The organism is Amycolatopsis rhabdoformis (assembly GCF_035918295.1).
Lineage (GTDB): Bacteria > Actinomycetota > Actinomycetes > Mycobacteriales > Pseudonocardiaceae > Amycolatopsis > Amycolatopsis rhabdoformis.
In genome coordinates this window covers 6,497,012-6,510,102 of record NZ_CP142149.1, presented here as the reverse complement: position 1 = coordinate 6,510,102, position 13,091 = coordinate 6,497,012, and the positions used below count along the sequence as shown (strand labels likewise).

The window sequence follows — 13,091 nt, the reverse complement described above, 5'->3', positions numbered from 1 at the left end:
GGAGTCGCGGTGGGCTCTCACCCGGTGGGCACGGTCGCGCTGGGCAGGGCCGCGGTGACGTCCCGCCCGGCGGGCACGGTCGCGGTGGGTGGAGTAGCGGTGGGCTCTCGCCCATTGGGCAGGTTTGCAGTCGGCGGAGTCGTGGCGGCCTCTGGCACCTGCGGCGTCTCGCCCCCCGGTGGCCTTCCGTCGGGTGGACAGCGCCCCGGCGGACAAACCCCCGCCCTCCTCAGGGGGGACTGCCCTGTTCCAGTTTACCGAGGTCAGGGGCTCGAAAACCGCGATCGGGAAATCTGTGGACAACTCGGGGTCGGCAGGATCCGCTGTGGATAACTCGGGCTCGTCATCGGCGGATCTCACGCGAACCCTCGGATGGGTCGCCGGCGGACCTCAGGCGAACCCTCGAACTGATCACCGGCAGACCTCAGGCGAACCCTCGGCCGGCTCCCACCTGTCACCGCGGCTCGCGAGGCGAGCGGACCGGACCCACCGGACTCGATCGGACCGGACCCACCGGACCCGAGCGCGCTCCGCGTACAAATGCGGCCCCGCGAACACAAGAACCCCGCACCAACCGCGGCACGGGGTTCGAAAATGGCGGTCCAGACCCGTCAGGGGCGGTAGCTGCTCGGCTGCGGGCCCGCCGTGTGCAGGGAGTGGTGTGCGGCTTCCTGCTGGTCCGCGGGGGCGGCCGGGAGCTCGGAGCCGTCGATGCAGCCGCCGACGAGTTCGACGTGGTTGTCGTGGCGGATGTATTGGGGGTGGGCGCCGCAGCCGGCGGCGTCGACGGTGAAGTAGGCGGCGCCGGTGAGGGCGACGGCGGAGGCGACGCCCAGCACGAGGGGCAGGACTCCGGCCGACCGGGTCGCGCGGGTGCCGCGGGCGGTCGTCGCGTTTTTCCCGCGGGCCATGGTCGCACTCCCTGATCACGTGTGGTTGCCGTTATCAGAGTACCGGTCCCGCGGCGGTGGCACCTGGGCCATAGGTCGGTGGCATCATCGCGACCTATGGAACTGGTCAGCATCGAGCGGATCGAGGAGGCGCGCAAGCTCCTCGAGGGCATCACCAGGGTGACCCCCATGGAACACGCCCGCGACCTGCGGCGCCTACACGGCGGCCCGGTCTACCTCAAGTGCGAAAACCTGCAGCGCACCGGCTCGTTCAAGATCCGCGGCGCCTACACCCGCATCCACGGACTCAGCCCGGAGGAACGCGCCCGCGGTGTCGTCGCGGCGAGCGCCGGCAACCACGCGCAGGGGGTGGCGCTGGCGTCTTCGCTGCTCGGGATCTCCTCGACGGTGTTCATGCCGCTGCGCGCGCCCCTGCCGAAGCTCGCGGCCACCCGCGGCTACGGCGCCGACGTGCACCTCCACGGTGCCGTGCTCGAGGAGACGCTCGAAGCGGCCATCGCGTTCTCCGAGCGCACCGGGGCGGTGTTCATCCACCCGTTCGACCACGCCGACGTGATCGCCGGGCAGGGCACCGTGGGCCTGGAGATCCTCGAGCAGGTGCCGGGCGCGAAGACCGTGCTCGTGGCCACCGGCGGCGGCGGGCTGGTCGGCGGCGTGGCAGCTGCGGTGAAGGCGCTGCGGCCCGACATCCGCGTGGTCGGCGTGCAGGCCGAGGACGCCGCCGCGTACCCGCCTTCGCTGGCGGCCGGCGCGCCCGTGCGGCTGAGTGAGCTGTACACGATGGCCGACGGGATCGCCGTGGGCCAGCCGGGGCCCGTCAGCTACGCCCACGTGTCTTCCCTGGTCGACGACGTCGTCACGGTCAGCGAAGAGTCGCTCTCGCGCGCGGTGCTGCTGTGCCTGGAGCGGCGGAAGCTGGTGGTCGAGCCCGCCGGCGCCGCGACCGTGGCCGCGCTGATGCAGCACCCGGGCGCCTTCGAAGCGCCGGTGGTGGCGATCCTGTCGGGCGGCAACGTCGACCCCGTGCTGCTCCAGCAGATCATCCAGCACGGCATGACGGCCGGCGGCCGCTACCTCAAGCTCCACCTGCGCGTACCCGACCGGCCGGGCTCGCTCGTGTCCGTGCTCACGCGCGTGAAGGAACTCGGTGCCAACGTGCTCGACGTCGAACACTCCCGCATCTCCGGCAGCCTCGCCCTCGGTGAGGTCGACGTCGCCCTTGCCCTGGAAACCCGCGGCCCCGAGCACTGCAAAGAGGTCGAGGGCGCCCTCGCCGACGCCGGGTTCACCATCGTGCCGTAACCGCCCGGTCCTCAGTGGACGATCGGCGCCCCGGTCACCGCCGACAGCGCCAGCTCACGCGCCGGCTCCCCGACCTCGGGCACCACGAAGCGCCGGCCCCGGATGTGCCGCACCAGCTCCGGGTCCGGCGCCACGGCGTGCTCGCGCAGGTAATACGCGACCGCCCCGGGCCACACCCAGCTGCCGTCCGTCCGGAACGTCAAGGGCACCACGTCCGTGCGCGCCGGATCGAACGCGTCCACCTCGAAACTCCGCGACGCCAACACCGCCGGCGCCGACTCCAGATACGCCAGCACACGCTCCCGCTCACCGCCGGCCAGCGCCTCCCGCTCGACCACGGGCCGGCCGGCCTCGTCGAGCCCGTCGTACACGCGCGGGGTCCGCATCTCGGCCACGGTGGCCGCCGGCGGATCCGCGACGCCGGCTGCGAGCTCCGGCTGTGCCGCGGGAAGGGCGCCGCTCTCCGCTACCGCGCCTTCGTGCTCCTCCGGGGAGGCGGTTGTGCCACCGCCGGCGGTTCCGTCGGCGTGGTCGCCGTTCGTCGCGGTCTCGGGTTCCGGTCGCGACGCGGTGGCCGGGGCAGGCGGCGTCGAGCCCTCTGCCGGCGCGGAACTGGTGTCGCCGTTGGGTGCCGGTGCGCCGCTTTCCCGCTCCTCTGGCGAGGGGGTCGGACCATCGCTGACGGTTACGTCGGTGCGGTCGCCGTTCCTCGTAGCGGCAGTCTCGGCTTCCGGCCGAGGTACGTGAGCTGCGGCAGGCGGTGACGAGGCCGCTGCAGACGCAGCCGTGTCTCGCGGAGGCGCTGAAGTTTCGCCGTTGGGTGCCGGTGTGCCGACTTCTTGCTGCTCTGGCAAGGGGGTCATGCCACCGCTCGAGGCCACGTCGGCGAGGTCGTCGTTTGCCGGGGTCGCGGGTGCTTGCGGCGGAACGTGGGTTGCGGGCGGTGCCGGGGCCTCCGCTGGCGCGACTGTGTCCGGTGGTGGCGCTGAAGTGGTGTCGATGCTGGCGGCCGGTGCGTCGATTTTCTGCTGCCCCGGCACGGAGGGCGGACCACCGCTGGCGGCTACGTCGGTGTGGTCGCCGTTCGTCGTGCTCGTGGTCGCGGGTTCCGGCTGCGGCGTGGCAGCCGGGGCGTGCGGTGTCGAAGCCGCTGCCGGCGCGGCTGAGTCTCGCGGTGGTGGGGAAGTGGTGGCGCCGTCAGGCGCAAGTGCGCTGCGTTCTTGCTGGCCCGGCGTGGGAGTTGTGCCACCGGTCGCGGTCGTCGCAGGATCGGGTTTCGGCTGTGGTGTGGGAGCTGTGGTGGGCGGGGTCGAGCCCTGCGCTGGTACTGCAGTGCGTTGCGGCGGCGGAGTGGCGTGATCGCCAGGCGCGATGATTTCCGGCGTGGTGGCGCCGGTGAGAGTGCCGACCGGGGGCGTCGGAGGGTCCGCGTTCGGCTGAGGTGCGGTGGGGGCGCGGGTGCCAGGTGCCGCGGCCGCGGCCGGTGGTGGGCCGGCCGGGGGTGATGGGGGCATCTGTGGCGCAGCGGCAGGAGCCGCAGTGGCGGCAGCAGAACCAGCGGCAGCAGAACCAGCAGCCGGTGGTGGTGTGTCCGGAGTCCACGGTGCCGGGAGTGGTGGCAGGCCCGCGCGGCTGCGCAGCCAAGGTGGGATGAAGGCTTCCGACCGCGGGAAGAAGCGCAGTTCGTCCTGGAAGCCGACCGGTGGGGGAGGCCGGCGCCACAGGGGTTCGACGTCCGGGCGGAAGTCGAGGCGGGGTGGGTGCTGGGGGGTGAACAGCAGGGTCGCGGAGAGCCAGGTGCCGCGGCCGGGGCGGTACATGCCGGTGCGCAGCACGCCGAGGAGGCGGACGGCCTCGGGGTGTGGGCGGGCCGGGTGCTCGCGGCCGTCCGGGGTGGTGGTGAAGACGTCGGCCTCGATGTGGCGGCCGGCGGCGCGGTATTCCACGCGCAGGCGCCGCCAGCCGGGTGGGGTGGCCGAGGCGCAGGCCTGCCCGACGCGCCGGAGGAGGTCCTGCTGCTGGGCGGCGGTCAGCGGCGCCGGCGGTTGGCTCATGCGAAATCCCCCGACGTGGTCAGTGGCCGGCGGCGGCGAGGCGTTCGCGGAACCAGTCCGGCATGAACTCCTCGGTGCGTGGGAAGCGCTCCTGCTCCATCGCGAACTGCTCCGCGGCCGGGTACGGGTCGAAGTCCGGTTCGTTGCGCCAGTTGTACTGGATCGTGAAGCGGCTCGGCGGCTCGATGCCGAAGCGCGCGGAGAACCAGGTGCCCTCGCCTTCGGTGTACATGCCGCCGCGCAGGCGCTGGAACAGCTTCCAAACGTCGACCGGCGGGTCCCACGGCCGGAACGTGCCGCTCGGGTCCTTCACGCCCACGGCGACATCGACGTTGCGGCCGACCATGCGGAAGTCGATCATCACCTGCTGCCAGCCCGGCGGCACGGCTTCGACCACGGCCGTGGTGATCTCACCCAGCAGCTCGTTCTGCTGGATCGGGTCCAGCTGCGGCCACTTGAACGGCATCGGTGGTGTCCTCCTGAATCGTTCGGACTTTTCGGGCGGGCCCCATCATGGCACGGGGCGCGCGGTCACTCCTGGGCCCGCAAGCGGTCCTGCTCGCCGCCCTCGTCGAGCAGCTTGCGCAGCCACGGCGGCACGTGCTCCTCGTCGCGCGGGTACGCCTCCAGGTCGCGCGTGAAAGCGCTGGGGTGCAAGGGCGGCCACCAGTTCGGGTCGCCGTCGAGGTCGTAGGAGAACGCCGGCTCGGAATCCGGGCGCAGCACCACAGTCGCGGAGAACCACGTGCCCCGGCCGGGCTCGTAGTGGTCGTCGCGCAGCGCGCGGAACGTGGTCTTCACCGGTGCGGGCAGCTCCATCGAACCGGGGGAGCCGTCGCGCATCTTCACCTGGAGCGCGAAGTCGTTGGCGACCACGGTGGCCGACACCGTGAGCGTGATCTCCGCCCACCCGGCCGGCGCCGCGTTCACCAGTGCCGCGGCGATTTCAGCGGGCGCGGGATCGGTCACTGTACTGCCTGTTCTTTCCGAAGTTGATGTCCGCGGGGTTGTTCGGGAACTCGCGTTCCTTGGTCACCCGCGAGATCTCCACGGGTTTCCCGTCCTCCAACACGACGTGCCCGCTCGAGTCCGTCTTGTACACGACTTCCTGCCAGCGCATGGTGACGCTCTCCGGTACACCGTTGCTGTCGCCGTGCATGGCGACCTGGTAGTGCTGGATGTCCTGGCCCTCCGTGTTGGCGAACTTGCCCAGTGCCGTCTCCTGGTTGCGCCACGACGCTTCGTGGATCCACCCGTCGCGGTAGTTGCCGCTGTTGGACGCCGCCATCTGCGGGTGCATGTTCACGTACTCACCCGGGCCGCCCATCTCGTTGGCCGCGAGGTGGCCGCCGGCCCAGCGCACCTTCTCGTACTTGTCACCGTATTCGGGGTGGTCGGCGAACGCCTCCTTGCCCTCGCCGCCGGAGCGGTTCTGCGAGTTGACGTCGCGGAAGGTGTCGTCCTGCCCGCGGAAACTCGGGTCGCCCGTCATGGCGTCGGGCTTGCCGTTCTCGCCGATGTGGAACGTCCACGACTTCGCCGGGTCGTGGAAGTTCGGCACGCGGTACTGCGCGCCGGGGATGAGCGGGTAGCGCAGGTCGGGGTTGTGGTTGGGCGTGGACGTGCCGGGTGTGGCCTCCACGTGCGTGACGTGGCCGTCGGCGTCGGTGTAGAACCGCGTGCTGGAGCCGTTCTGGTACGTCACGTGGTACTCGGCGTTGCCGGCCAGCGGACGTTCCCCGTGCAAGGTCTGCGGCACGCCGTCCGGGTCGGGCGCGGTGTTGCTCGTGCGGGCGGGTACGTCGTCGAGGTCCCGCGGCGAGTCGATGTCCGGGTGGCCCTCGCGGTGGCGCGGCCCGGTGAAATCGGCGTCGTCGGCGCGGTCCCAGTCCACGAACCGCCGGTCGAACTCCGGCGAGTCGGGGTTGTACGTGCGCGTGGCCGGAGGCGGCGCGAACTCCTCCTCCGGGACACCGCCGTTTACGTCGTCACCGTCACCGCGCGCGTGGGCGCTGTCCGCGTCGACGTCGCTCGGGTCGTGGTGGTGCGACTCCGGCGCGAACCCGTCCTGACCCGCGTGGTGCGACGTGCCGTCCGGATGGTGCACGGACCACTCGCCGTCCGGCGGGATCCGCGGCCGCATCCGCCCGTCCGGGCCGATCTCGTAGTCCGACGAGAACACCCGGCCGTGTGAGTCGGTCCAGGCCGGTTTCGTCGGCGCCATCACGTCGGTGTCGAGCTCGCGCGACAGCCGGTTGGCGAAGTCATTGGAGCCCGCGTCGCAGCCGATCAGCCGGATGGGCCTGCCGTCGTAGTCCGCGTTGTGGCGCAGCACGTCGGCGAACTCCTCCGGCGTGTAGTGCCGGTCGCCGATGCGCGCGTGACCGTCGGACGTCACGTGCACATCGACGGTGTAGCGCCCGTCCGGATCCGGCTGGACGCGGTGCGGGAGGTCGCCCAGCTCCGTGTCGCCGCGGTGGTAGGAGCTGCCGGCGGGCGTGCTTTCGGAGTGGTGCTGGTTGACCTCGTCCGGTGTCAGCGGCTCGCCGTGGTCGGGTGAGTCGTGGTGCGGGCCGCCGTCGTGGTCGGCGGTGTCGTGGTGGTCAGGGTTGTCGTGACCGTCGTGGTGCTCCGGATTTTCGTGGTGCTCGGGGTCGTGGTGCTCGGGTGAGCCGTCGCTGTCGTGGTGCGGAGCGCGGTCGTCGGGTTCGTTGTGGCGGGGAGCGCGGTCGTCGGGCTCGCTGTGGTGCGGCGCGCCGTCGCCCGGCTCGCCGCGGCGCGGCGTCCGGTCGGCCGGTTTGCCGTCGGGAGTCCGATGTGGACTGTCGGCTTCCGGGCGGGTCGCCGTCGGCGAACCACCGCGCGCGACGGGTTCCGGCACGTCACCCGGCCGCCGCGGCCCGCCCGCGGCCGGGTCGCCGGGGCGGCGCGAACCGTCGGGGCCTTGGGGTGAGCGCGTGTTCGGGTCACCCGGGCGGCGCGGCGAACCCGAATCAGGGCGCCGGCCTGACGGCTCCGGACCCTCACCGGGCCGTCGAGACGAGGGCCCGCGATCGGGGCCACCGGCGCGAGGTCCCGAGGGCTCCGGAGTGCGTGCGCCGGGGCTGCCTGGCGTGCCGGTCCAGCCACCACCGCTGCCGGGCCGGGCCGCCGGGGTGCCGCCGGGCGCGCCGCCCGACGGCGAACCTGCCGGAGCGCCACCACCCTGCGGCGGCAAACCACCGGCGACAGGCTGGTTCGGCGTGCTGGAGCCCGAGGGGCCCGTGCCATCGCCGGTGCGCGGCGCGGGCGCGCTGGGCGCGGGCTCGTCGACCTTCGGCGGCGCGTAGCCCGAAGCCGAGGTTGAGTTGTCTCCCGCGCTCTGGTGCGAAGACGGCGAACTACCGGCGGACGTGCCGCCGCCGGAGTGGGCCGGTGCGCCGCCGCCGGACCCGCCGCTGCTGTGGGGCGCGGAGCCACCCGACGGCGGGTTGCTCGCGTGCGACGGACTCGGCGCGTCACCGGTGTGGGCACTCGGCGCGTCGCCGGTGTGCGACGGCGCGGAGCTGCCACCACCGGACGGCGAAGAGCTGCCCGCGTGGCTCGGCGAGCTCGGTGCGGAATCGGCATGACTCGACGACCCGCCGCCGGAGGACCCGCTGGTGCTGCGCGGCGTGGAGCTGCCGACGGAGGGGGAATCGCCACTGGACGTCGACGCCGAGTTGTCCCCGCCGGCCCCGCCTGTGTCGCCGTCGTGGGTTCCGTTGCCCGTACTGCGGCGCGACGAGTCACCGGACGAACCGTCCCTTGTGGAGGGACTGCCGCCGTCCGGGCTCGACGACGCCGTGTCGCCGTCACGGGAGTGCGAGCTGCCGGAATCCGAGTCGCCGGAAGTCGAGTCACCGGAGTGCGAGCTGTCGGAATCCGAGCCACCGGAAGTCGAGTCACCGGACCGCGAGCCGCCGGAGTCCGGATCACCGGAGTGGGTACCGTCGGCGTCCGCATCACCTGAATGCGAACCGTCCGAGCCGTCCGGACCGTCCGAACCCTCACCGCTGGGCGAATCCCCGTCACCGTCGGACCCACTGTGGTGCGAACCACCGCCGGACCCGCCACCACCCGTGTGGTGCGCGAACCCACCCGCCTTGATGTTCTTGGTGCTGATCACGTCGAGGCCGGTGACCTTGCCGGCCAGCTTGCCGAGGATCTTGATGATCTTCGTGAACACGTCGGCCAGCTTGCCCAGCAGCGGCGACACCCGGCGCATCGTGTCGCACAGCTTCGTGAGCAGGCCGCTGATCTTCTCGCCCCACTTGGAGATCGCCGTGACGGCCTGCGCGACCACCAGCGGCGTACCGAAGCCGAGGGAGAAGACCTCCTCCATCACCCACGAGATCAGCTTGCCCACCAGGTCGGCGATCAGCTGCCGCACGGTCTCCCGCACGAACGACACGACCTGGCCCATGATCATCGTGACCGTGCCGATGGCACTGGCCACCGTCGCGGCGCCGCCGAGGGCCTCCGCGCACTCCGCGGCACCCTTGCGGTACGCGTCGGCCGCGTCGCCCGTCCATTCGGCGGTGCCGGTCTTCACCGCGTTGGTGTAATCGGCCTGCCGGTCCTGCAACGCCTTCGCGACGTTGCCCCAGGTGTCCGCATAGGACTGGATCACCGGCGGGTTGCCGGCCACCGAGTCGAGCATGTCCTTCAGCGGCTGCACGTGCTCCATCAGGAACGACGCCACCGACGACATCAGGTACCCGAACGGGTCGATCGCCGCGCCCGCGATCTCGCCCGCGAGGCTCAGCACGCCCAGGCCGCCGGAGACCCAGTCGCCGTCCTTGATGCCGTTGAACGCGTCCATCGCCGACTCGGCGACGCCGATACCCGTGGCGTAGCCGTAGTCGCCGTTGCCCGCCGTGAGCGGACCTGGGCCGTCGCCGTCCTGCTTCGCCTGCGCGACGAGCGGGTTCGCCTCGGTCATCAGTCGGGCACCTTCGTGGAGGCGATGGCGTCGGTCGTGCCGGTTTCGTAGGTCTGGTACGCCTGGGCGGCGTTGCGGACCTTCTGCGCCTGCGCGTCCATCGCCGTGACGGTGTTCTGCAGCGCGTTGATGCCGAACTCCTCGACGGGGTCGAGCATGGCCCGGAACGGCTGGCAGAGGATGCCGTACGCGTCGGTGGGCATGCTGACCTGGTTGGCGGCGTCGACGGCTTGGCGCAGCCCGTCGCCGATCCCGTCGAGCTGGCTCGCGTGGGCCTCGAGGTCGCTGCCGACCTCGTATCCCTTAGGTGCCATGGTGTTCATCCCCCAGGATGGCTGCGTGGATCAGTAGTCGAACGGCCGTGGTCCGGACAGGCGCTCAGGACAGGATCGAGCCACCGAAGTCATCGTCGTCATCCGACTGCTCGGCCCGGCGACGACGCGGTGGCGCAGGCGGAGGCGACGGCGGTGCCTGCTGCCTCGGCGGCGCGGCGGGCGGCGGCGGGGGAGGTGGTCCGTCGTCCTCCGGCCCGAACCGGTGCACGGGCGCCGGCGGTGGCGGCGGCTCCTCCTCCGGCGGCGCCGGAAAGGTGCTCTTCGCGTCTTCCACGAGCTTGTCCCCGGTCGCGTCGGCACCCAGCGTTTCGCTCGCGACCTGTTGCAGCAGCTCGGGAATTCGCGCCTGCGCTTTCTGCACGAGCTGCATCACCTGCGCCGACACCTCGGCCATCCGCTTGCCGCTCGCGGCCTCCGCGATCACCAGGTTCTTCAACAGCCCCTTGGCATCCACGGTCACCGTGACCGAGCCGTCCTTCGCCCGCTCGGTCACGGTCTGGCCCTGCATGCGATCGGCCATCGCCTGGTAGCGCGCAGCCGTCTCCTGCAGCTGCCGCGTCCAGCCGTCGACCATTCGCTGGCTGGCGTCGACGCCGTCCGACATCGGGCCCCCATCCTCTCGAGCTCACCTCCCGCGGCGACTTCTCGCCGCGGGACCCCACAGTGTGGTCCCACAGTGACGGATCAGATCCGCCTCAGGTTCCGGTGGCGTCCGAATTGCTCCGATCGGCCCAGTTTGCCAGTCGGGTCAACCGGTCTCCCCGGCACCTGAACACACAGTACGTGCCCGCACCGACACAAAACGTGGCAAAGCGGCCCGCCCGCGACTTTTCGTCGCGAACGGGCCGCTCGTACCACTCGTTCCTTGACAGGAGCGCCGATCAGGAGTTTCCTGTGCCGCCGCAACCCATCGGGAGCGTCAGAGGTTGCCCCGGCGGTCCTGCTCCCGCTCGATCGCCTCGAACAGCGCCTTGAAGTTCCCCTTGCCGAAGCCCAGCGAACCGTGGCGCTCGATGAGCTCGTAGAACACCGTCGGCCGGTCGCCGATCGGCTTCGTGAAGATCTGCAGCAGGTAGCCGTCCTCGTCCCGGTCGACGAGAACCTTGTGCTCCTGCAACGTTTCGATCGACACCCGCACCTCGCCGATCCGCGCGCGCAGCTCCGGGTCCTCGTAGTAGGAGTCCGGCGTGTCGAGGAACTCGACGCCCGCGGCGCGCATCGCCGTGATCGTGGCGATGATGTCGTTGGTGGCCAAGGCGATGTGCTGGCAGCCGGCGCCCTCGTAGAACTCGAGGTACTCGTCGATCTGTGACTTCTTCTTCGCGACCGCGGGTTCGTTCAGCGGGAACTTCACGCGGTGGTTGCCGTTGGACACCACCTTGCTCATCAACGCGGAATAGTCCGTGGCGATGTCGTCGCCGACGAACTCCGCCATGTTCACGAAGCCCATCACGCGGTGGTACCAGTCGACCCAATAGTCCATCTTGCCGAGCTCGACGTTGCCCACGCAGTGGTCCACGGCCTGGAACAGCCGCTTCGGCGCACCCGCGGGCCGCGTCACCGTGCTCTCGCGCGCCTCGAACCCGGGCAGGTACACGCCGTCGTAGCGCGACCGGTCGATCAGCGAGTGGCGGGTCTCGCCGTACGTCGCGATCGCGGCCATCCGCACGGTGCCGTGTTCGTCGGACACGTCGTGCGGCTCTTCGAGGATCGTCGCGCCCTGCGCGCGGGCGTGCGCCACGCACTTGTCCACGTCGGTCGTCTCCAGCGCCAGGTCACTGACGCCGTCGCCGTGGCGGCGGTGGTGGTCGAGCAGCGGCGAATCCGGCCGCACCCCACCGGTGATCACGAACCGCGCCGAGCCCGACTTGAGCACGAACGCCTTGCGGTCGAAGTGACCGGTCTCGGGTCCGGAGTACGCGACCAGCTGCATGCCGAACGCGACCTGGTAGAACCACGCGGTCTGCGTCGCGTTGCCGGCGACGAACACCACCGCGTCGAGTGCCTTGACCGGGAACGGGTCTTTGCTCGCGTCGTGTTCGACGAGCCCCACGAGCTGACGGAGCTGGTCGAAGCTGACGTCGTCGAGTGCGCCCTGCGGATCCATGGTGTGGGTCATGCCGAAAAGCATGGGTCCGCCACGGCAAGATGAGCAATGGTCACCGAATTTGCTGGACAATCTGTGCAGCGCCAGCCCGTAGACTGCGGTCAACGTGGACAACCTGCGCAGGGAGGAAACCGTGCTCGACTCGCTCGACGCCCGGCTGTTGCTGCTGCTCACCGACTCGCCCCGCCTCGGCGTGCTGGAGTGCGCGCGCCGGCTCGGGGTCGCGCGCGGCACCGTGCAGGCGCGCCTCGACCGGCTCACCGAGCGCGGCATCCTCGGCGGCTTCCCGCCCGAACTCGACCTCGCCGCGATGGGTTACGGCCTCACCGCGTTCGCCGTGCTCGAGATCGCGCAGGGCCGGCGCGGTGGCGTCGCCGAGGCGCTCGCCGCCATCGAAGAGGTGTGCGAAGTGCACGCCACCACGGGCCAGGGCGACCTGTTCGTGCGCCTGGTCGCCCGCGACAACGACGACCTGCAACGCGTGATCGACGAGGTGGTGGGCGTGGACGGCGTGCTGCGCACCTCGACGTCGATCGCGCTGTCCACACCCGTGCCACCCCGCGTGCGCCCGCTGCTGGAACGCACCGCGCGCGGTTAGAACGCGTCGAGCACGTGGGCCAGGTACCGCTTCGCCGAACGCTGCACGACCTCGTGCCCGTCGCTGCGCACGACCCGGTCCCAGAACGCGCCGTAGATCGCTTCGAACGCGTACGGCTCGAGCAGTTCCGCCGCGCGGCGCACCACGCTGGGCCGTTCGGGGATGGAATTCGGGTAGCTGTACATGAAAGCCACGTGGGTGCGATCGGGGATCACCTGCACGATGTCGCCCGACAGCAGCGCCCCGCGGCCTTCTTCACCCGCGGGCCAATGCAGCACGGTGCCGCCGGTGAAGTGCACGCCGAGGTTGATCAGCCGCAGGTCGTCGGCCACGTCGAGCGTGGTGCCCGACCACAGCCGGATCGACGGGTCGGGTCGCCCGATCCAGTCCCGGTCGGCTTCGTGCAGGTAGATCGGCACGTCGAAGGCGTGGGCCCACTCGACCACGGTCGAGTAGTAGTGCGGGTGGCTGATCGCGATGCCGGTGATGCCGCCGAGGTCGGTGACCTGGCGGACCAGGTCGTCGTCGAGGTAGGCGGCGCAGTCCCAGAGGAAGTTGCCGGATCCGGCCTGTACGAGCAGCGCGCGCTGGCCGATCGCGAAGCCGGGTTCGGAACCGATGCCGATCACGCCCGGGCCCTGTTCTTCGACGCGCGGCCGGTAGTCGCCGCTCGAGCGCAGGGTGTCGAGGTCGGTCCACGCCTGGCCGGTGAGCGGCACGTACTGGCGTTCGTCCTCGCAGATGGGGCAGTCTTCACGCGGCTCGGCGTACTGCATGCCGCACGTGCGGCACAGCGGTTCGGTGCTCATCGTGGCCTCCCA

Annotated in this window: 10 protein-coding genes and 1 pseudogene; 2 read left to right on the top strand and 9 right to left on the bottom strand. The window is 71.2% G+C overall.

Annotation, left to right across the window (positions count from 1 at the left end; genetic code table 11):
• Nucleotides 1-611: 611 nt before the first annotated feature.
• Nucleotides 612-911: a hypothetical protein gene (locus VSH64_RS29845; RefSeq protein WP_326566068.1), complete on the bottom strand. Its 300-nt coding sequence runs from the start codon at nt 909-911 to the stop codon at nt 612-614.
• Nucleotides 912-1,007: 96 nt separating this feature from the next.
• Between VSH64_RS29845 and ilvA the strand changes: the two genes are divergently transcribed.
• On the top strand, nt 1,008-2,213 hold the full coding sequence (gene ilvA, locus VSH64_RS29840; RefSeq protein WP_326566067.1) for a threonine ammonia-lyase: 1,206 nt from the start codon (nt 1,008-1,010) through the stop codon (nt 2,211-2,213).
• 11 nt (nt 2,214-2,224) lie between these two features.
• On the opposite strand, the pseudogene VSH64_RS29835 reads toward ilvA, so the two are convergent.
• From VSH64_RS29835 to hppD, 7 genes and pseudogenes are all read right to left on the bottom strand, one after another.
• Nucleotides 2,225-2,629, bottom strand: a pseudogene (locus VSH64_RS29835) (ferredoxin); the annotation flags it as partial.
• Nucleotides 2,630-4,286: 1,657 nt separating this feature from the next.
• The gene (locus tag VSH64_RS29830) at nt 4,287-4,733 is read right to left on the bottom strand and encodes a hypothetical protein (protein ID WP_326566066.1); all 447 of its coding nucleotides are present in this window, start codon (nt 4,731-4,733) and stop codon (nt 4,287-4,289) included.
• A 65-nt stretch (nt 4,734-4,798) separates the two neighbouring features.
• On the bottom strand, nt 4,799-5,236 hold the full coding sequence (locus tag VSH64_RS29825) for a hypothetical protein (RefSeq protein WP_326566065.1): 438 nt from the start codon (nt 5,234-5,236) through the stop codon (nt 4,799-4,801).
• Nucleotides 5,214-9,230, bottom strand: coding sequence for a hypothetical protein (locus tag VSH64_RS29820; protein WP_326566064.1), 4,017 nt, complete (start codon nt 9,228-9,230; stop codon nt 5,214-5,216). The genes VSH64_RS29825 and VSH64_RS29820 overlap by 23 nt, the downstream gene beginning before the upstream one ends.
• Nucleotides 9,230-9,544: a type VII secretion target gene (locus tag VSH64_RS29815; protein WP_326566063.1), complete on the bottom strand. Its 315-nt coding sequence runs from the start codon at nt 9,542-9,544 to the stop codon at nt 9,230-9,232. The genes VSH64_RS29820 and VSH64_RS29815 overlap by 1 nt, the downstream gene beginning before the upstream one ends.
• A gap of 64 nt (nt 9,545-9,608) precedes the next feature.
• Nucleotides 9,609-10,169: a YbaB/EbfC family nucleoid-associated protein gene (locus VSH64_RS29810; protein WP_326566062.1), complete on the bottom strand. Its 561-nt coding sequence runs from the start codon at nt 10,167-10,169 to the stop codon at nt 9,609-9,611.
• A 315-nt stretch (nt 10,170-10,484) separates the two neighbouring features.
• Complete coding sequence (gene hppD / locus VSH64_RS29805; protein WP_326566061.1) at nt 10,485-11,684, bottom strand: 4-hydroxyphenylpyruvate dioxygenase; 1,200 nt, start codon at nt 11,682-11,684, stop codon at nt 10,485-10,487.
• Between the two features lie 103 nt (nt 11,685-11,787).
• On the opposite strand from hppD, the gene VSH64_RS29800 reads away from it, so the two are divergent.
• Nucleotides 11,788-12,270, top strand: coding sequence for an Lrp/AsnC family transcriptional regulator (locus VSH64_RS29800; protein ID WP_456062106.1), 483 nt, complete (start codon nt 11,788-11,790; stop codon nt 12,268-12,270).
• On the opposite strand, the gene VSH64_RS29795 is transcribed toward VSH64_RS29800, so the two are convergent.
• Complete coding sequence (locus VSH64_RS29795; RefSeq protein WP_326566059.1) at nt 12,267-13,079, bottom strand: MBL fold metallo-hydrolase; 813 nt, start codon at nt 13,077-13,079, stop codon at nt 12,267-12,269. The genes VSH64_RS29800 and VSH64_RS29795 overlap by 4 nt on opposite strands.
• Between the last annotated feature and the right edge of the window lie 12 nt (nt 13,080-13,091).